The organism is Rufibacter tibetensis, assembly GCF_001310085.1.
Taxonomy (GTDB): Bacteria; Bacteroidota; Bacteroidia; order Cytophagales; family Hymenobacteraceae; genus Nibribacter; species Nibribacter tibetensis.
In genome coordinates this window covers 3,315,630-3,333,644 of sequence record NZ_CP012643.1, presented here as the reverse complement: position 1 = coordinate 3,333,644, position 18,015 = coordinate 3,315,630, and the positions used below count along the sequence as shown (strand labels likewise).

Here is an 18,015-nt window from a genome sequence, read left to right as displayed (position 1 = left end):
TTTTTAACCTTTGCAAAAAGTAATACAATGAAAAACAGCCTACTGAGGTTAAAAATAATGGTAGAAGACCCATTTGCATTACCTTTTCAGATTAGCTTCTGAAATATGTACCTATAACTATATTTCCTAAAATCAGTATGTAGCATAAGTTACAACCTGCCTATGCAACTGAAATTTCAACATTTGGTACGTCTTACTTTTTTCTTTCTGCTGGTAACACTAACCGTAAGTGGCTGTAAAACGGCCAAAACTCATTACCGAGAAGGCTTGGAACGAGCCAGCAAAAATGATTACACGGGCGCCGTGCGCGAGTACGATGCAGCCATTGCCAAGAAACCAGATGATGGTAGCCTTTACCGTCTGCGCGGAGTAGCCAAGTACGAGATGGAAGACTTTGACGGGGCATTCGCCGATTTCTCCCAGGCCATTCTGCTGGTGCCTACTGATGCTGAGTCTTTCAAGTTCCGGGGCGATATCAAGCAGAACCGTGGTCAGTACAAGCAAGCCATTGAAGATTATAACCAAGCCATCACGCACCAACCCAATTACGCCAAAGCGTACAACAACAGAGGCCTTAACCGCGCCCGCCTGAAAGACACAAAAGGCGCAGTTTCTGATTTCACGCAGGCCATCACCCTGCAAGATGATTATGCCGTAGCCTACCTTAACCGGGCAAATTTAAGAATGCGCCAGAAGCAATACACACCGGCCAAAGAAGACTATGACAGAGCCATTTCCCTTGACCCTAACATGGTGCAGGCCTTTTACAACCGTGGCGTCCTGAACCACACACTCAAGAACCGCAAAAGCGCCTGCCAGGATTGGCAGAGGGCTTTTGAGTTGGGCTCACCCCAAGCAAATGACCTGATCAAACGCTTCTGCAAGTAAGCTTCCCTCCCATTTTAGCCACCCTTGCCTGAAAACAGGTCAAAAGCAGGTTGTTTTTGAAAACCTAGGCTTGTTTCTTTGGCTCCCGTCCCAGATTTGTATATTTGGGACTGAGAACCGGGGAGCATCTTCTGTAGCAGATGGCCCTTTAAACAAGCATTATGAAATTACTGGAAGGAAAAATTGCCTTAGTAACCGGCGCCTCCAAGGGTATTGGCCGGGCCATCGCGAAGAAATATGCTGAAATGGGCGCCAATGTGGCCTTCACCTACCTCTCCAGCGTGGAGAAAGGTCAGGCTCTGGAGCAGGAATTAGCCGAGTACGGAATTCAAGCCAAAGGCTACCGTTCAGATGCCTCTGACTTTACCCAGGCCGAGCAATTAGTGGAAGCCGTGGTGAAAGACTTCGGTAAACTGGATGTACTGGTGAACAACGCTGGTATCACCAAAGACGGTCTTTTGATGCGCATGAGCGAAGACCAGTGGGACGCCGTCATCAACACTAACCTGAAATCGGTTTTCAATTTAACCAAGGCTGCCACCAAACACATGATGCGCGCAAAAAGCGGTTCTATCATCAATATGACTAGTGTGGTTGGTATCAAAGGCAACGCCGGACAAGCTAACTACGCCGCTTCTAAATCAGGTATCATCGGGTTTACCAAATCAGTGGCTTTGGAATTAGGCTCCAGAAACATCCGCAGCAACGCCATCGCGCCGGGCTTCATTGAAACCGATATGACCGACGAACTAGACGCTGCTGTTGTAGCTGAGTGGAGAAAAGCAATTCCGTTGAAACGCGGAGGCGCTCCGGAAGATGTAGCCAACGCAGCCGTATTCCTGGCCTCAGACTTATCTTCTTACGTAACCGGCCAAACCCTGCAGGTAGACGGCGGTATGCTTACCTAAGTAGTAAGTTTTAGAACATAATTTAATAGAAAGCCGATGTTGGTTAAAACTGACATCGGCTTTCTCTTTTATAGTAAAAGCAATCCCTTTTTAGGGTCCTTTTCCAAAAACTTGCTTAAAACCGCAGAAAGGCAATAACAGGGGTAGGCGTTCAGTTTAAGAAATAAAGAGGTAAACCAGGGACTATTCGCTCATATATGGCAGACTTCTTTTATCTTGCTACTTGATCCTGTGACCTAACTCACCGTTTGTGCAATCCTTTCAAATTCACACCGCGTATTCTCCTTGGTATGTATTGCTTTGCCTGGCGGCAGGAATTGCCGTTTCCTGGTTTATGTACCGCAGGGGTGGTCCCTGGCCTACAGGCTTGCGGTGGTTTTTGGCTTCTTTGCGGGCTTTGCTGGTTGCATTGGTGTGTTTTCTACTTTTGGAACCTTACACCCGCCGCATCAGGCAGGAAGAAATAAAACCTAAAGTGGTACTAGCCTTAGACAACTCTCAATCCATAGGTCTGTTCACCCAAAAAGAAGCCCTAACCCGAACCTTGCAAGGAGTAGATGCACTGGCAGACCGGCTCCGGGAAAGGGGATTGGAGGTGGTAAATGCCTCTTTCCAGGAGGGCGACTCTGCGGCCACTTCACTGGCCTCCACTCCGCTCCAGGCACCCGTTACTAACTTACATGCGCTTCTTGAAAAAGGGGAAAACGCCTACAGAGACCAGAACCTGGCCGCTACCGTGCTAATTTCAGACGGTATCCATAACCAGGGTCCCACGCCTACTTTCCAGATGTATGCCGCCCCGGTGTACCCTTTAGCTTTAGGTGATACAGTAGCCAAGCGCGATGTAGTGCTGGAGGAAGTGCAGTACAACAAAATCAACTATACCGGTACCTCCTTCCCTATTGTGGCGCGGGTACGGCATAACGGCTTCAATGGAACCAACGTCAATGTGCTGCTGCAGGAAAACGGCAAAACCGTTCAGCGGAAAACGGTTTCTTTACCCAGAAGCGGTGCCTTGCAAACCACCTTTCAGGTAACTGCCGCGCAAGCTGGCAAAAAGCACTATGAGGTAAGAATTCAACCAGTAAACGGAGAATTCACGGCCCTGAACAACCGCCGGCACGCGTACCTTGAAGTCATCAAAGGCAAACTCAAGATTCTGGTGGCTGCGGCGGCTCCGCACCCAGACATCAAAGCTTTAAGAAGCGCCTTGCTTTCTAATCCGCTGCTGGACGTGGAAGTAGTGTTGGGACCTTTCCAAAATCCTTCCTTCAAAACACCTTATGATGCGGCAGTGCTGCACCAGATTCCTAACGTGAGTGGCGTAGGAACAGATTGGCTCCGCCGATTGAAAAGCACCAAAGTTCCCTCCTTCTATATTCTGGGCGCCCAGACCGATTTCAATGCCTTCAACGCTGTACAGGCTGGGGTGCAGTTAAGCCGCCCTTCACCGCAATTTGACGAGGTGCAGCCACTGCTGAACAACGCATTCAGACGTTTCTCTACGGAACCTACTGCCCAAACCCGTATTAGAAGCTGGCCCCCTACACCGGTCACTTACGGAGATTGGCGAATTGCCCCGGCCGCTGAGGTGATCCTGAATCAACAGGTAGGTACCGTTAGAACTACCAAACCACTTTTGGTTTACAAACCCTCGGCCCCTACACCTTCTGCAGTGCTCCTCACCGACGGCAGCTGGCAGTGGCGGCTCACTGAGGCCGTAGACCACGGAACCTCTCAGATTTACGATGAGCTCATGACGCACGTGGTGCAGCTGCTGGCCAACCGAAGAAACCAGAAACGCCTGCACGTGTACCCGGTCAAAGATGAGTTTGAAACCTCTGAAGGAGTAAACCTGCAGGCTGATGTGTTCAACGCGGTACAGGAAGAAATCTTCGGACAGACGGTTTCGCTCACCCTTACCCACGAGGGCGGAAAGCAAACCCGTCATACATTCCGGCACGAGCAAGGCGGCGAAGGACTGAAACTGGGCAGCTTACCGGCAGGTTTTTACCGCTACGCCGCCTCCGCGAGGGTAGAAAACCAGAACTATACAGACAACGGAGAGTTTGTAGTACAAGAACAAAACCTGGAATCACTTTTAGCTGTGGCCGACCATAGCCTGCTGAGCCAAATTGCGGAACGGTCCGAAACCAAGCTGTATTATCCGGCTCAATTGGCCCAACTAGAACAGGATTTAGTTAAGGCAAACTTCAAGACTATCCTGCGTAGCCACGAGGAAGAGAAAGACCTGCTGGAACAATCCTGGTTTTATTTCCTGCTGCTGGGGCTAGCCTGTTCAGAATGGGCTTTGCGCCGTTTCTTCGGAAGTTTGTAGAAAATGGGCTTTAAACCCTTTTCAACGTACAATCAATACTAAATCCGTACTTTTAGCCCGTCCACCTTATCTAATCCGTTTTGCAGTACTTCCTCCTCAACAAGCCCTTTGAAGTCATCACCCAGTTCACAGACGAAGCCGGACGAAGCACCTTAAAAGATTTCGTGCCTGTTCCCAACGTGTACCCCGTGGGCCGGTTAGACTATGATAGCGAAGGACTGGTACTACTCACTGATGACAAGCAACTGCAGCACCGTCTTTCCGATCCCAAGTTCAAGGTGGAGAAAACCTATTGGGTGCAGGTAGAAGGTGTTCCCTCTGATGACGCACTAGACCAATTGGAAAAGGGCGTGCTGCTTCAGGGCAAAAAAACCACTCCGGCCAAAGCCAGGCTGTTGGAAGAAGTAATCCTCTGGGAACGTTCCAAGCCCATCCGGTTCCGGGCCAACATTCCTACCTCCTGGGTTGAAATCAAAATAAGCCAAGGCATGAACCGCCAGGTGCGCAAGATGACAGCGGCAGTGGGACACCCTACGTTGCGGCTGGTTCGCGTGGCGGTTGGCACTTTGAAATTGGATTCTTTACAGCCCGGTGACTTCAGGGCGCTTACAGGTGAAGAGGTTAAACAGCTGAAAGGACTAGCTAAACCCATGAACACTTTTCAGCGGCCTTACAAAAAACGCTAAAGTTGGTGACAAAGAAAGAAGGCCATTTGGGGTCTGTTTTCTTGAAAAGTGCTTCAAAACAGGACTTCTTCCTTTCTTCATCTACTAATAAACATCCAGGAATACTGTCAAAACTCCCTTCTATTCAGGCTCGCTTTCCAAAAACAAGTCAAAAGCGCATTCGCACCTGACACTGCCTGCCCATTGTTTCGTATAGCCTTACTTATTGTTTTTGTTAAAATGACATTGTGTCACAAAACGGCAGAATTATGGCCTTGGCACATGTCTTGTTAATAAGACTGCATCAAGTTAAACTAGGAACTACTAAAATAAAATTATAGACTATGGGAAAAATCATAGGCATTGACTTAGGAACTACCAACTCTTGCGTTGCTGTAATGGAGGGTAACGAACCAGTGGTGATTCCGAACAGCGAAGGCCGCCGGACTACACCGTCCATCGTGGCATTCCTGGATAACGGGAACGGTGAGCGTAAAGTAGGTGATCCTGCTAAACGTCAAGCTATCACTAACCCACAAAATACCATCGCGTCCATCAAGCGTTTTATGGGCCGCGGCTTCTCAGAAGTAAAAGACGAAACCAGCCACGTTTCTTACAACGTGCAGTCTGGAAGCAACAATACCGTGCGCGTAAAGATCGGTGACCGTGAGTTCACGCCACAGGAGATTTCGGCCATGGTTTTGCAAAAAATGAAGCAAACTGCGGAAGACTACCTGGGTACTACAGTAACCGAGGCGGTCATCACTGTTCCTGCTTACTTCAACGACGCACAGCGTCAGGCTACGAAAGAAGCCGGACAGATTGCTGGATTGGATGTAAAACGTATCATCAACGAGCCTACTGCCGCAGCCTTGGCGTACGGCTTGGATAAAAAACACGCGGATCAGAAAATTGCGGTCTACGACTTAGGTGGTGGTACTTTCGATATCTCTGTGTTGGAGTTAGGTGACGGTGTGTTTGAAGTTTTGTCTACCAACGGTGACACTCACCTGGGTGGCGACGACTTTGACCAAGTGATCATTGCCTGGTTAGCCGATGAGTTCAAAGCCGAAGAAGGCATGGACTTACGCACTGACCCAATGGCGTTACAGCGTTTGAAAGAAGCTGCTGAGAAAGCGAAAATTGAGCTTTCCTCTTCTTCTGAGACCGAGATAAACCTGCCTTACATTACAGCTACGCAGACTGGTCCTAAGCACTTAGTGCGCAGACTGTCTCGTGCTAAGTTTGAGCAGTTAGCTGATGACCTGGTACGTCGTTCTATGGAGCCGGTACGCAAGGCGTTACAAGACGCTGGTTTGCAGCCAAGTGACATTGACGAAGTAATCTTGGTGGGTGGTTCTACCCGTATCCCAAGAATCCAGGAGGAAGTTGAGAAATTCTTCGGCAAGAAGCCATCTAAGGGTGTAAACCCAGATGAGGTGGTGGCGATTGGTGCCGCTATCCAGGGTGGTGTATTGACGGGTGAGGTGAAAGATGTGTTGTTGCTTGACGTAACGCCACTTTCCTTAGGTATCGAGACCATGGGTGGTGTGATGACCAAATTGATTGAGTCTAACACAACTATCCCTACCAAGAAGTCTGAGACCTTCTCAACTGCTTCTGACAACCAGCCAAGCGTGGAGATCCACGTATTGCAGGGTGAGCGCCCAATGGCCCGCGATAACCGCACCATCGGTCGTTTCCACTTGTCAGATATTCCGCCAGCACCGCGCGGCGTTCCGCAGATCGAAGTAACCTTCGACATTGACGCCAATGGTATCCTGCACGTGTCTGCCAAAGACAAAGGCACCGGCAAAGAGCAGAAGATCCGTATCGAGGCTTCCTCTGGTCTGTCTGAGCAGGAGATCGAGCGCATGCGGAAAGAGGCCGAGGCTAACGCCGAGTCTGACCGTTTAGCGAAAGAGCAAGTAGAGAAAGTGAACCAGGCTGACTCTATGATCTTCCAGACCGAGAAGCAGCTGAAAGAGTACGGCGAGAAACTTTCTGCCGGAAACAGAACTGCCATTGAAGGTGCTTTGGCTGACCTGAAGAAAGCGCATGAGTCGAAAGACTTAGCCGCGATTGACAGCGCCATGGAAAACATTAACAACGCCTGGCAAGCTGCCTCTCAGGAGATGTACGCTGCCACGGGTGGTGCTGGTCAGCCAGGTGCTGACGCCGGATTTGGTGGTGGAGCCCAGCCAGGTTCTGACGGACAAAGCGGTGCTACTCAGTCTGCCAGCGCAGATAACGTGACCGACGTGGATTACGAAGAAGTTAAGTAATAAAAAAATAGGTTTAGTTGAGAAAGCCCTATCGCTTTGCGGTAGGGCTTTTTTGTTTTTGCACCAGTTAGCCGAGGCCTATCCCTTCTGATGAAAAGCTATAAAAAATTCTCAAAAGGGACTTCTTCAGATGTGGTATGAACTTTGCCATGGCAACTAATAGATTGATCGTTTCACCCTTAAAACCTTGCCCTATGATAAAAGCTAAATTAGCAGCGGTATTGTTTGCTGCCAGCCTTGCTCTCCTGGCTTGCCCGGCGGCCTCTGCCCAGGAAAAGAATAAAAAGCACAAAGAGGGCAAGGAGTATAAAGAGTACAAGAAGAAGAAAGATAAAAAAGACAAAGGCTACAATGACCAGGAATGGCGCAATACCCGGGATGAGCAAACCAAGCCACGGGAGAATGGAGGAAGCCACGGGAGAATGGAGGTTTAGACGGTATATTAGGCCGGGTTATTCTTCCTCCAAGGGGTACGGCAGGCCCTCGGCAGTTGCAGGGCGTACCTAAAGGCCATTACCCGCCGCCCGGCGAGTGCCGGATCTGGTACCCTAACCGTTCGCCGGGGCATCAACCCCCTCCCACTGATTGCCGGACCCTGTACGGCGTAAGATTAGAGCCCGGTGCTTTCATTTTACACGGAGATCAGGCTTATGATGCAGAGTATGACTGGAGAGAAGAGGAAAGACGCCGTCCAGGGTCTGTCACCCGGGACATTCTGGACATCCTGTTTCCCCGTCGTTAATCTTGTTGATAGTTGAATTCAAAAGCAGAAAGGAGAGGCAATGGCTTCTCCTTTCTGTTTTTCTTTAGTATTGAATTTCTCTTTTCAGCCTGTTTTTACAAAACCTATTCTTTTTCTCTTTCCAGACTTCAACCAGACGTCAATGCCTCCAAAGCTTCGTACCTTTGCTTCTTCTGGAGCTAAAGGAGTACGGAAATGAATTTTATTACCCTTGATTTTGAGACGGCCACCACTGACCGTGACAGTCCTTGTGAGATTGGTTTGACGTTTGTGCAGAATGGGCAGATTGTAAAAACAGATGCCTGGCTCATCAAACCTAAATCCTACCCGTACTTCAACGGCATGAACATCGCCATTCACGGCATAAAGCCGCAGGATGTGAAGAACAGCCCCACGTTTGACCAGGTCTGGCAGGAACTGAGACCGCTGCTGCAAAACCAATTAGTAATTGCCCACAATGCCAGCTTTGACATGAGCGTACTCCGCGCTACGCTGACTACCTATGGACTCCCTTTTCCCGAGCTGAATTATGCCTGCAGCGTGCAGTTTTCTAAACAAGTGTGGCAAGGGCTTCCGCAGTATGACTTGAAATCACTCTGCAACCGCCACGGCATCCAGTTCAAACACCACCGTGCCGCCGCTGATTCTTACGCTTGCGCCGAGCTAACCCTTAGGGCTCTGGCGCACACCAACTGCAGTTGCTTAGACGATTTCCCTGAAAAGCTGAAAATAAATTTCGGGCAATTGTTTGAAGGCGGGTACAAAGCCTCTTCAGCTAGAAAAGAAGCCAAGAAGAAGAAAGCCTTTCCTTTCTAAAACATCTCCGTTTATTGTTTGCTTTCTTAAAAGAATGTTCAATCCAATTTAGCTCTTTTCTAATTGCGTCACTCCCACGTAGCCTCTGCCACCATCTAGTACTACCTTCCAGCCTTGCTTGCGAAGCGACCTCTTGATGAACTCATTCAGGAAGCCATGCGCCACTAACACAGCCAAGCCATTTGCTTCAGCCTCCCGCACTAAATGATCGGCAGCCTGAGCAGCGCGGGCCTTTGCTTGCTTAAAGCTTTCAATGTCTTTCTGGTTCAAGCCCAGTAACCACAAAACACGGGAAGTAACCTGCCACCATTTCAAAGGAAACTTGCCCATGGGCAAACCCCACATTCGGTTCTCAAACTCTTTGAAAGTGGCATCTTCTATCAGTTCCACATCAGGACCAAACAACATCAGGGCAGTAGCCTTCGCACGGGGCAGGGTGCTGCAGAACACTCTTTTTATTTGATCCATGGGCAGGTGTTCGCTCCGCTCAATGATTTCTTCCACATCAGCCTCGTTGTAATCCTGAAGGTATTGCTGGGCTTGCGTTTTTGTAAAAAAACCTTGCTTGTTGATGAGGGGCCGGGCGTGACGGATGAGGTAAATATGCGGAGTAGAGGTTGACATAAAACAAAAGCTTGACAAGCAGAAAAACACATTCAAGTTGTATACGGGCACCTTTCTTTAGCAGGCTTCTTTTTGTAAGATCGTGAAACCCCTCTATATTGCTCCATAATCTGTTTTATAAAAAAAGTCCTACTCCCTTTATTCTTTTCAGTACTCTGCCTTTCCGCATCGGCTCAACGAAACTTCCAGTCAGGGTACATTATTCAAAAAAATGACACTATCCAAGGCCTCGTTGATCAAAGAGGAGACAAAAGAAGTGCCGAAAAAGTCAATTTCAAGACATCAGAAGATGGTGCCGTTGAAATATATACTCCAACTGAGATTCAAGGCTATGGCGTTCTGGCTGGGTCTAAGTTTGAAGTAAAGCGTTTAAAAGAAGGAAGCTCCTCCCAAGACCGTTTTCTTACCCTTTTAGTGAAAGGAAAAGCAAGTCTCTACTCTTACCGTGACGCTGAAACCAAAGATCGTTTCTATCTTCTGCATGGAGACTCTTTACAGGAACTCATTTCTTATTCCCAGGCTGAGATAGTTAATGGTAAGAGGGTTCTGGTTCCTTATAACCTGTTTAGGGGAACATTAAACCAAGCTTTCATCGGTTGTCCTAATGAGGTTGCAGGCACTAAAAACCTCCCTTTCTCGCAAAAAGCCCTTATTGAGATAGTAGCCCGTTATAACCAATGCAGCGCACCGGCCAGCTTAACGTACGTGGAAACTCCAAAGAAAGCAGTTATCTCCTGGGGTGTTGCCGGTGGCGGAGCCACTTCCAGCTTAACGGTGAAGGGAGGCCCTACCCTTCCTAAAGAGAATGAAACCTATTCATCTTCCATGGGTCCTGCCTTCGGGTTATTTGTAAACACAACCCTGCCTTGGATAAACCCTAAGATGTCTTTGCAAGGCGAGATTTTATATACCCGTCACCAATACTCCAAAAGTTTAAGCGAGCAACAAAACACTTTCAGGAAAGATTATGAGGTATTTTTTGATCTGCCTTATTTAAGAATCCCCCTTCTTTTGAGATATACTTTGCCCTTCAAAAAGATTAAGCCTTTTGTGAATGCAGGAATTATCAACTCTTACGCTTTCAACTACAAGCAAGAAATAACCACCACCAGTTCTTCCAGTGTACAGGAAAACACTTCTGTCAAGAAAGAACCTTTTATGGAGGACTTCAGGAATTACGCCCAGAGTTATGCTGTGGGAGGCGGTGTGCTTTTCCCGGCCTGGACCAACCACCAGTTCTCATTAGAAGGTAGGTTTGAAAGAGGGAATGGCTTCTCCAGATATACAGGAATCAGCTCCACCACAAGTCAGGTGTACCTGTTGCTGAGCTTGACATTGTAAAACCCTTATTCATTTTAATCTAAGCCCGTTTTCGGAGCTGTTTTCAAAAACTGCTCCGAAAACGGGCTTAGATTTTAATAGTGTACCAAGAGGAAAGGAACTGGTTCTTTATTTCTTTGTACCCAAAGCAGCTATGGAAATGGCAGTTGTTACTGGGCAGCCACGGCCTCAGATCTTTTGTGCCGCCGGAGGGCTTTTAGATACACCACCAGTTCATCCATCTGCTCTCTGGAAATCTCGTGCTTTTTGAAGGATGGCATTCGCCCAATGCCTAGGAAAAAGGCTTTGCTGCGTACCCTGAACCGAAGGGCTGCGCCGGGCAGCGGAATATTGTTGAGAGAAGGTCCTAACCCCGCTTCTCCCAAAGGATGGCAGCGCTGGCAGTTTTGCATAAATACCTGACGGCCGTTTTCCAGTTGCTGTGTTTGCAGAGTCAGAGGTCCCATGATAGGTTCACTGCGCCGGGCTGTGCCGCAACTGCTGAGAACCAATACCGGAAGTAGCCACAGCATCTTCCAGGCATTATTACGGATTGTTAAAAGCTGTTTCATCGGGCAGCGGTTTTAGTTATTTTCCAAATTACCCCGGTCTGCTGTTTAGGCGCGGGGCCTTCCTCAGTCATAGGCATGACCCCAAAATCAACCACGTATAAGGCATTTCCCGAAGGGTTAAATTTCACGGCGATGGGTCTCTCCAGTCCTCCGTTTTTCATGAGGGAGGCAGGTCCGTTCATTTTGCTTTTGTTTACGGCAAAGTCCTCAATGACGCCGCTCGTGGGGTTTACCCGAACCACTTTGAAACCAACTGGCCCGTAAGTGTGGCCTACATTAGGGGTCATATCGCCGAACTGGGCAATAAACGCTTCGCCTACGTGGCCGAAGCTGGTAGTACGGGAGAAATCCAGTCCGTTGGAAGAGGAATGCACCCCCAGAATAGCCGCGGGTTTAGGCGGCGTGCCGGGGTGTTTGGCCAGCAGGAATTTTGGGTCATCATGCGGAGTTTTGTAGTCATCAGAAGCCATGGGCTGACCGTTTGCGAAATCTGGCCAACCATACCATTGCCCCGTTTGGACCGTCCACAGCACATCGCCGGCGCCGTACCCTGGCCTACTGCCCCGGGTGTCATACCCGTTATCCGTGACATATAGCTGACCGTTTGGAGAAAAGGCCAGTCCGTAAGGATTACGCAGCCCCCAGGCCACTAACTCCAAAGGTCCACCCTGCAACGACACCCGCATGATAGCTCCAGAACAAGGCAAGGCTCCTTTGATGGTCTGGTTTGGGGTACTGGGCGTCCCAAATGGCAGGAAAGCTCCTGTAGAGGCTTCGTCCTTGTCGTTTTCATTGAGGGGGTTGTAAGTAGTAAAATTCTGCCCGTTTAAGATGACGTCTTTGCAGGGAATATCATGAAAAGAAGGGTGTCGTTTAAGCCAGCCGTAGTGGTAATTATCGGTGCCTACAACTCCTGAGTTAGTGGCCGTTCCCTGGCCGAAGTACAGGTAGCCGTCCTTACCAATAACTGGGGCATCGGTGTGGTGGTCGCCATAACTGGGCAGCCCTTCCACCAAGCGGGTAATCTGGCCATCCCTAGAGATTTTCAGAATGCGCCCGCCCTCCAGCTGCCCTCCTTCTGAGACGAAGAAAAAGCCATCGTGGTAGGTGGCACCGGTCCAGGGACCATTTTTATCACCAGCCGCAATCTGGGTAGTGGAGCCGTCGGGGTTCAGGCGCAGCAACTTGGGAGGTAGCCAGACTTCGCCGTAGGCATAGCCAGATTCAGTGATGTAGGCAGTACCTTGATCGTCAAAGGTGATACCAGTGGGGTAATTCAAGCCTGATGCGACTGGCTCAATGGTGTACCCGGAGGGCAAAGCCACGTCATTGGCTTGTATCGCCCGCGGTTGCGGTTCAAAAGTCTTAGGACCACCGTAGCTTCCCTTAAGTTTGTAACATCCGGAAAAAAGAAGAGGCACTAAGGTAAATACAGATAAGCGGAGAAGTATTTTCATAGGCGTGCAATTGTATAGGAGGTCTATCAATGATACTTTTAGTACGTAAAACAGTTGCCTTTGCCCGTTGTTTACATAATTATAATTTAAAGCAAAATATTTCTAAAAGCATTTTACAGATTCTATGAAATTACGCGGCTTGCTTCTCCTTGTATTTGCAGTGCTGTTCATCCTGTTTGCCTTTGTGCAATTGAACGATCCTGATCCAGGTGTTTGGGTGGCAGTTTACCTGTCGGCAGCAATACTTTGCTTTCTAGCCTTCAAGCGGAAGTTATTCAGATGGGTCTATGCACTGGCTTTTCTGGGGTATGCGATTGCCGCTTTCTTGCTTTGGCCTCCTATCTACCAAGGCATTTTTTTTGACATGAGCCGCTCCCCTGCCATTGAGGAAGCCCGTGAATCATTGGGGCTCACCATTTGCGCGCTGGTGATGGTCTATTGCTTTCTCCTGGAATGGAGATATAGGGACTAGACTTTTAATTTCTGAAAGCTAGGCTGTAAGCTTTTTAAGCTTTCTTTACAAAAACAGCCCCTAAACTGCTTGCCCATACACCTGCTTATACAATTGAGCTTTAATCATTTCTAAATCTGGGGTCACTACCTTTTCGGGGTACGTCATGAGCTGTAACTTCACCCATGGTTTGGCAGCAGCATAAGGCGGTTGCCGGTATTCGAAATCATTTAAATGGAAACCAAGCCGCTCATAAAAACTGATCCGGCGTTTGGCAATCTCTGTCAAAGGCGGCTCCACTTCCAGGACTATAGGTTGCCTTTTTTCTTTAACCAGTAACTGCAGCGCACCTGCTCCTATTCCTTTCCCTCGCAACGTAGTTACCACCGCAAAATGCTCCAGAAATGTACTTTCCGGCAGTTGCCAAACACCTAGCAATCCGGCAAACTCTTCCTGGTGCCTGATAATGAAAAACTGATAAGCGGCATTGGCTAACAGACTTTGCTGTTGCGCAAAGGAACGTTGCTCTTCTGGTGGGAAAGCCTCTTCATACAACTGCCACGCCTGAGAGAACTCGGGCGTGGCAGTTTCTACTATGGGTTGTAGGGAAAGCAAAGCTAGTCCATTTCAATGTCTCCGCGGCGGAGTTGCTCTACCGAGCGCATCACTTTATCGCGTTGCGTGGTGCGATGTTTCTCCAAGGCATCGGCTACTACGGCGTTGGTGCTTCCCAGAATCTGGGCGGCGAGCAAACCAGCGTTGGTAGCTCCGTTTAAAGCTACGGTGGCTACAGGCACCCCGGAAGGCATCTGTAGAATAGACAAAATGGAATCCCAACCATCAATGGAGTTGCTGGATTTTACCGGTACCCCAATCACCGGCAAGGTAGTAAGGGCTGCCACCATACCAGGCAAATGGGCGGCTCCGCCTGCGCCGGCAATAATCACTTTCAAGCCTTTCTTGCGGGCACCTTCAGCATATTCTAACATGCGGTGGGGCGTGCGGTGGGCTGAAACGATGGTTACTTCAAAGGGAATGTTCAGTTGTTCCAGGATATCGGCAGCACCAGACATCACTTTCAGGTCTGACTGGCTGCCCATGATAATGCCTACGAGGGCATTATTTTGCTCAGGAGATTGGCTCATGCAATGATTTTTAAGCGGTTTTTGATGGTATCTGCTTTTTGTTTTACTTCTTCAATGGTAGGAGCCAGTACGGTTAAATGGCCCATTTTCCGAAAAGGACGCGTAAACTTCTTTCCGTACAAATGGATGTGCACGCCGGGCTCCTGAAGCGTAGTCTCCAAACCTTCATACACCGCCTCACCAGAATGGCCTGCCTCCCCCAGAAGGTTTACCAGCACGGCTGGGCAATGCGGCTCGGCATCGCCTAAAGGCAAGCCCAGGATAGCACGTAAATGCTGCTCAAATTGAGAAGTAGCGTTTGCTTTCATGGTATGATGGCCACTGTTATGCGGACGTGGCGCTACCTCATTTACCAAAATCTGTCCGTCACGGGTGACAAACATCTCTACCGCCAACAACCCCACAATGTCCAGACCAGTGGTTACATGGGTAGCAATTTCAATGGCCATGCGTTGCAGTTTGTAGGCAATCTGAGCTGGTGCCAACAGGTAATCTACCAGGTTGTGTTCTGGGTGCATGACTTGCTCCACCACCGGGAACGCTTTCACCTCACCCTGCACGTTTCTGGCACAGATAACCGATATCTCAGTCTCAAACTCCACCAACTTTTCCAATACCGTAGGCGCTTGAAATGCTTTATGGAAATCATTCGCAGAAGAAAGTCGGGTTACGCCGTTGCCATCATACCCGCCGCGGCGAAGTTTCTGGAAGGCAGGCAGAAAATCTACGTTCGCCTCCAACTCGGCAGCATCTTGCAGCAACCTGAAATCTGAAGTAGGAATGTTATTCTTTTGAAAAAACTCCTTTTGCAGGCCTTTGTCCTGGATAGTCTGGAGAGAAGCGGGCTTTGGGTACACCTGAATTCCATCTTTCTCTAGCGCAAAAAGGGCATCTACGTTTACGTGCTCAATTTCTATGGTCACGTGCGTACACCGTTTCCCGAAGGCGTAAACGGTGTCATAGTCTTTAAAGTCACCATGCACAAACTCTTCGCAGAGGTGACGGCACGGAGCATGTTCATCGGGGTCCAGGACCAGTGTGTAGAGATTGAAATCAAGGCCTGCCTGCAGCAACATGCGACCAAGCTGTCCGCCACCCAATATGCCTAATTTAATTGCATTCATGTTGTGGAAAGTAAATCATCTTTTGATTCTATGGAAAGGCCCGTTTTCCTAACCTCTGCATAGACCCCAAATCTCACGTTTATGCGGGTAAGCTCCAAGCTTTTTTCAGGAAGGATAAGACTATTTTTCTCTTATTCAGGAACGTTCCTCTCCTTCAACATGGACTTAATTAAAGCAAATTTCAGCTGTTGACGTTCAAAATAGATTTTAGTTTGTAATAATAAAAAGAACTAATTTACATTTTACAACATTATTTAAGCGACACTATACAGAGAATTCAGATTCTTTTATATTTACTTACCTATGAATACATCCTATCGGCTGCTGCTGTTGGAAGACGACCAAACACTGGCTGCATCATTAGTTCAGGCTTTAGATAAGCAAAATTTATATACCCAACGGGTTGAGGTCCAAGCCGTGAGCTATGAGGTATTTGCAAGCAAATTTGGGTCTGCCCGCAACTCCACCAGGGAGATCATCATCTTGGGAGGTAAGGCCAGCCTGGGGTACAATCCCGATATTAGAGTCCTCAAAGGGTTGATTTCCCAACTGGAGCGCACCCATATTTTTATCCTTACCCCTGCCTCTGAAGGAGAAGAAATCCTGAGCCTCTGGAAACCGGGTGTGAGCGGTGTATTGGCCCGCGATGCCCAAGCCTACCAGTACCTGATCAAAGCCATCCAGCGCTTACAACTGGTGCAACTAAAACGCACCTATTCACGCCAGCCAAAACCTGCCCCCTCTGGTTTTTGGAGCCGTCTTTTAAAATAAAGCTTAAAAGCTTTCGGTGCTCTCTCCCCCAAAGCACCCGTGCGGGTATATTATTGATTTTCTGTATTATTGAAGCCAATGGAAATCTTACTCGCTACTTTCTCCGCTTTATTCTCAGTGGTGAATCCGTTTAGCGCCATGCCGGTGTTCCTGACGCTCACCCATGATGACACGCCCACGCGCCGCAACGAACAAGCCTTTAAAGCTTGTCTGTACATGATTTTGATTTTAACCGTGTTCTTTCTGGCCGGGCAGGCGGTGCTGGACTTTTTCGGCCTCCGAATCCATGATCTACGTATTGCGGGCGGCATTATGATCATGCGCGCCGGCCTGGACCTGCTCAATTCTAAATCTGATGACGGCAAGAAAATATCCAAAGACGTAGTGGCCGAAGGGGTGGAGAAAGAAGATATCTCGTTCACGCCACTGGCCATGCCCTTGCTATCTGGCCCTGGGTCCATTGCTGTTGTTATCAGCCTTTTTACCAAAACGCTTACCTATGTAGACATGGGCCTCACCATCCTGGGCATCATCCTGCTGGGAATAGTGAGTTACATCATCCTGCTTTTCTCGCCTCGTCTGATGATTTTCCTGGGCAAAGCCGGCTTAGCCGCCCTCACCAAAATCATGGGCTTCATTGTATTGTCACTAGGGGTAAGCTTCATTGTGACAGCTTTGCTGGCCTTGTTCAAGCCTGTATAAATAAGCCGTTCACTCGCTTTGAAGCCGATTTGCAAAAACGAACCCGAAATCATTTCGGGCTTATCTTCTCTGCTCCCCATAAATTCCAGTTCAGAACTCTGAACTCAGAACCCAGGACTCATATTTTTTTGCTTTATCTTTGCGGCATGCAATTAAAGAACGACTTGCTGCTTCGGGCTGCCATGGGCCAGCCAACTGAACGGACTCCTGTATGGCTCATGCGTCAGGCAGGACGTATTTTACCTGAATACCGCGCCGTGCGCGAACGCCTTTCAGGCTTTAAAGAACTGGTAGAAACCCCTGAACTGGCTGCTGAGGTGACCATTCAACCAGTTGATTTGCTGGACGTGGATGCCGCCATCATCTTCTCTGATATCCTAGTGGTACCAGAAGCCATGGGTTGCACCTATGAAATGATAGAGAAGCGCGGACCTCTGTTCCCCAACACCATTAAAACTGCCGCCGACGTAGAAGACGTGCGTGTGGCAGACCCATACGAGCACCTGAACTACGTGCTGGAAGCCATCAAAGTCACCAAGCGGGAACTGAACGGTCGCGTGCCGCTCATTGGGTTTGCGGGTGCGCCCTGGACTATCTTTGCCTACATGGTGGAAGGCAGCGGCTCCAAAACGTTCTCCAAAGCCCGGAAGATGCTGTATGAAGCCCCTGAGCTTTCGCACCAACTCCTCCGCAAAATCACCGATACCACTATCGCCTATTTAAAGGCCCAAGTAGAAGCCGGAGCCGACCTGATCCAGATCTTTGATTCCTGGGCGGGTATTTTGCCTCCTGCGCATTACAGAGAATTCTCTTACCGCTACATCGCGGAGATTTGCCAGGCTATTCAAGGTATTCCGGTAACTGTTTTCGCCAAAGGAGCTTTCTTCTCCCTCGCGGAGTTTTCTAAGTTAGATTGCCAAGTCATTGGCTTGGACTGGAACATGGACGTGAAAGATGCCCGCGCGGCCGTAGGTCCTGACAAAACCCTGCAAGGCAACCTGGATCCTTGCGCCCTGTACAACGACTTCAACGGTGTGAAACGTGAAACCATCAAGATGCTGGAAGCCTTCGGCCCGAACCGTCACATTGCCAACCTAGGCCACGGCGTGTACCCAGACACTGACCCGGAGAAAGTAAAATGCTTTATCCAGACGGTGAAAGAGTATAGCCACCGATAGGGTTTTCGAGCCTCTTTTCAGAAAAGTAA

19 protein-coding genes are annotated in these 18,015 nt (G+C 48.9%); 13 read left to right on the top strand and 6 right to left on the bottom strand.

What is annotated here, in order from left to right; translation table 11 throughout:
- Nucleotides 1-162: 162 nt before the first annotated feature.
- From DC20_RS13695 to DC20_RS13660, 8 genes are all read left to right on the top strand, one after another.
- Nucleotides 163-888, top strand: coding sequence for a tetratricopeptide repeat protein (locus DC20_RS13695; RefSeq protein WP_062544352.1), 726 nt, complete (start codon nucleotides 163-165; stop codon nucleotides 886-888).
- A 161-nt stretch (nucleotides 889-1,049) separates the two neighbouring features.
- Nucleotides 1,050-1,796 carry a 3-oxoacyl-[acyl-carrier-protein] reductase gene (gene fabG / locus DC20_RS13690; RefSeq protein ID WP_062544351.1) on the top strand — a complete coding sequence of 249 codons (747 nt, stop codon included), beginning with the start codon at nucleotides 1,050-1,052 and terminating at the stop codon, nucleotides 1,794-1,796.
- A gap of 250 nt (nucleotides 1,797-2,046) precedes the next feature.
- A complete protein-coding gene (locus DC20_RS13685; RefSeq protein WP_071885461.1) occupies nucleotides 2,047-4,134 on the top strand; it encodes a vWA domain-containing protein in 2,088 nt (695 codons plus the stop codon).
- 80 nt (nucleotides 4,135-4,214) lie between these two features.
- The gene (locus DC20_RS13680; protein WP_083470327.1) at nucleotides 4,215-4,820 is read left to right on the top strand and encodes a pseudouridine synthase; all 606 of its coding nucleotides are present in this window, start codon (nucleotides 4,215-4,217) and stop codon (nucleotides 4,818-4,820) included.
- 323 nt (nucleotides 4,821-5,143) lie between these two features.
- Entirely contained in the window at nucleotides 5,144-7,084 is a 1,941-nt protein-coding gene (gene dnaK, locus DC20_RS13675; RefSeq protein WP_062544349.1) for a molecular chaperone DnaK, read from the top strand.
- 194 nt (nucleotides 7,085-7,278) lie between these two features.
- Nucleotides 7,279-7,518: a hypothetical protein gene (locus DC20_RS13670; RefSeq protein ID WP_062544348.1), complete on the top strand. Its 240-nt coding sequence runs from the start codon at nucleotides 7,279-7,281 to the stop codon at nucleotides 7,516-7,518.
- A 56-nt stretch (nucleotides 7,519-7,574) separates the two neighbouring features.
- The gene (locus DC20_RS13665) at nucleotides 7,575-7,826 is read left to right on the top strand and encodes a hypothetical protein (RefSeq protein WP_062544347.1); all 252 of its coding nucleotides are present in this window, start codon (nucleotides 7,575-7,577) and stop codon (nucleotides 7,824-7,826) included.
- A 195-nt stretch (nucleotides 7,827-8,021) separates the two neighbouring features.
- Nucleotides 8,022-8,642, top strand: a complete 621-nt coding sequence (locus DC20_RS13660) for a 3'-5' exonuclease (protein ID WP_062544346.1) — start codon at nucleotides 8,022-8,024, stop codon at nucleotides 8,640-8,642.
- Nucleotides 8,643-8,690: 48 nt separating this feature from the next.
- Here DC20_RS13660 and DC20_RS13655 read toward each other — a convergent pair whose 3' ends face one another.
- A complete protein-coding gene (locus tag DC20_RS13655; RefSeq protein WP_062544345.1) occupies nucleotides 8,691-9,266 on the bottom strand; it encodes a histidine phosphatase family protein in 576 nt (191 codons plus the stop codon).
- A gap of 414 nt (nucleotides 9,267-9,680) precedes the next feature.
- Here DC20_RS13655 and DC20_RS13650 point away from each other — a divergent pair, with 414 nt between their 5' ends.
- Nucleotides 9,681-10,607 carry a porin family protein gene (locus tag DC20_RS13650; RefSeq protein WP_062544344.1) on the top strand — a complete coding sequence of 309 codons (927 nt, stop codon included), beginning with the start codon at nucleotides 9,681-9,683 and terminating at the stop codon, nucleotides 10,605-10,607.
- Nucleotides 10,608-10,756: 149 nt separating this feature from the next.
- Here DC20_RS13650 and DC20_RS13645 read toward each other — a convergent pair whose 3' ends face one another.
- Nucleotides 10,757-11,158 carry a c-type cytochrome gene (locus tag DC20_RS13645; protein ID WP_062544343.1) on the bottom strand — a complete coding sequence of 134 codons (402 nt, stop codon included), beginning with the start codon at nucleotides 11,156-11,158 and terminating at the stop codon, nucleotides 10,757-10,759.
- Nucleotides 11,155-12,615 (bottom strand): PQQ-dependent sugar dehydrogenase, encoded by a 1,461-nt coding sequence (locus DC20_RS13640; RefSeq protein ID WP_062544342.1) that lies wholly within the window; start codon nucleotides 12,613-12,615, stop codon nucleotides 11,155-11,157. The genes DC20_RS13645 and DC20_RS13640 overlap by 4 nt, the downstream gene beginning before the upstream one ends.
- Before the next feature lie 124 nt (nucleotides 12,616-12,739).
- Here DC20_RS13640 and DC20_RS13635 point away from each other — a divergent pair, with 124 nt between their 5' ends.
- On the top strand, nucleotides 12,740-13,087 hold the full coding sequence (locus DC20_RS13635) for a transmembrane 220 family protein (protein ID WP_062544341.1): 348 nt from the start codon (nucleotides 12,740-12,742) through the stop codon (nucleotides 13,085-13,087).
- Between the two features lie 60 nt (nucleotides 13,088-13,147).
- Here DC20_RS13635 and DC20_RS13630 read toward each other — a convergent pair whose 3' ends face one another.
- The 3 genes from DC20_RS13630 to DC20_RS13620 are packed head-to-tail and all read right to left on the bottom strand — an operon-like array spanning nucleotide 13,148 to nucleotide 15,335.
- On the bottom strand, nucleotides 13,148-13,681 hold the full coding sequence (locus DC20_RS13630; RefSeq protein ID WP_062544340.1) for a GNAT family N-acetyltransferase: 534 nt from the start codon (nucleotides 13,679-13,681) through the stop codon (nucleotides 13,148-13,150).
- Between the two features lie 2 nt (nucleotides 13,682-13,683).
- Nucleotides 13,684-14,211, bottom strand: coding sequence for a 5-(carboxyamino)imidazole ribonucleotide mutase (purE, locus tag DC20_RS13625; RefSeq protein WP_062544339.1), 528 nt, complete (start codon nucleotides 14,209-14,211; stop codon nucleotides 13,684-13,686).
- Entirely contained in the window at nucleotides 14,208-15,335 is a 1,128-nt protein-coding gene (locus DC20_RS13620) for a 5-(carboxyamino)imidazole ribonucleotide synthase (RefSeq protein ID WP_062544338.1), read from the bottom strand. The genes purE and DC20_RS13620 overlap by 4 nt, the downstream gene beginning before the upstream one ends.
- A 303-nt stretch (nucleotides 15,336-15,638) precedes the next feature.
- Between DC20_RS13620 and DC20_RS13615 the strand changes: the two genes are divergently transcribed.
- From DC20_RS13615 to hemE, 3 genes are all read left to right on the top strand, one after another.
- Complete coding sequence (locus tag DC20_RS13615; protein ID WP_062544337.1) at nucleotides 15,639-16,106, top strand: hypothetical protein; 468 nt, start codon at nucleotides 15,639-15,641, stop codon at nucleotides 16,104-16,106.
- A gap of 78 nt (nucleotides 16,107-16,184) precedes the next feature.
- A complete protein-coding gene (locus DC20_RS13610) occupies nucleotides 16,185-16,808 on the top strand; it encodes a MarC family protein (protein WP_062544336.1) in 624 nt (207 codons plus the stop codon).
- Between the two features lie 146 nt (nucleotides 16,809-16,954).
- Complete coding sequence (gene hemE / locus DC20_RS13605; RefSeq protein ID WP_062544335.1) at nucleotides 16,955-17,986, top strand: uroporphyrinogen decarboxylase; 1,032 nt, start codon at nucleotides 16,955-16,957, stop codon at nucleotides 17,984-17,986.
- Nucleotides 17,987-18,015 lie beyond the last annotated feature (29 nt).